General features: G+C 56.6%; 1 rRNA gene. It reads left to right on the top strand.

Features of this window, described 5'->3' with window-relative positions:
• Positions 1–1,177: ribosomal RNA gene (locus tag B085_RS0137045) — 23S ribosomal RNA — on the top strand; the annotation flags it as partial.

Raw genomic sequence — 1,177 nt, 5'->3', positions numbered from 1 at the left:
CTCCCTGAGCTGGTGGTGGCCGCAGAGACCAGCGAGAAGCGACTGTTTACTAAAAACACAGGTCCGTGCGAAGCCGTAAGGCGATGTATACGGACTGACGCCTGCCCGGTGCTGGAACGTTAAGGGGACCGGTTAGCTCCATTTCGGTGGGGCGAAGCTGAGAACTTAAGCGCCAGTAAACGGCGGTGGTAACTATAACCATCCTAAGGTAGCGAAATTCCTTGTCGGGTAAGTTCCGACCTGCACGAATGGCGTAACGACTTCTCGACTGTCTCAACCATAGGCCCGGTGAAATTGCACTACGAGTAAAGATGCTCGTTTCGCGCAGCAGGACGGAAAGACCCCGGGACCTTTACTATAGCTTGATATTGGTGTTCGGTTCGGCTTGTGTAGGATAGGTGGGAGACTGTGAAGCGGTGGCGCCAGCCATTGTGGAGTCGTCGTTGAAATACCACTCTGGTCGTGCTGGATGTCTAACCTCGGTCCGTGATCCGGATCAGGGACAGTGTCTGGTGGGTAGTTTAACTGGGGCGGTTGCCTCCTAAAGAGTAACGGAGGCGCCCAAAGGTTCCCTCAGCCTGGTTGGCAATCAGGTGTTGAGTGTAAGTGCACAAGGGAGCTTGACTGTGAGACTGACGGGTCGAGCAGGTACGAAAGTAGGGACTAGTGATCCGGCGGTGGCTTGTGGAAGCGCCGTCGCTCAACGGATAAAAGGTACCCCGGGGATAACAGGCTGATCTTCCCCAAGAGTCCATATCGACGGGATGGTTTGGCACCTCGATGTCGGCTCGTCGCATCCTGGGGCTGGAGTCGGTCCCAAGGGTTGGGCTGTTCGCCCATTAAAGCGGTACGCGAGCTGGGTTTAGAACGTCGTGAGACAGTTCGGTCCCTATCCGCTGTGCGCGTAGGAGTCTTGAGAAGGGCTGTCCCTAGTACGAGAGGACCGGGACGGACGAACCTCTGGTGTGCCAGTTGTCCTGCCAAGGGCATGGCTGGTTGGCTACGTTCGGGAGGGATAACCGCTGAAAGCATCTAAGCGGGAAGCCTGCTTCGAGATGAGGACTCCCACCCCCTTTGAGGGGTTAAGGCTCCCAGTAGACGACTGGGTTGATAGGCCGGATGTGGAAGCCCAGTAATGGGTGGAGCTGACCGGTACTAATAAGCCGAGGGCTTGTCC

This window comes from Streptomyces sp. BoleA5, assembly GCF_000373665.1.
Taxonomy (GTDB): Bacteria; Actinomycetota; Actinomycetes; order Streptomycetales; family Streptomycetaceae; genus Actinacidiphila.
This window is presented reverse-complemented; position numbering and strand designations above follow the sequence as displayed.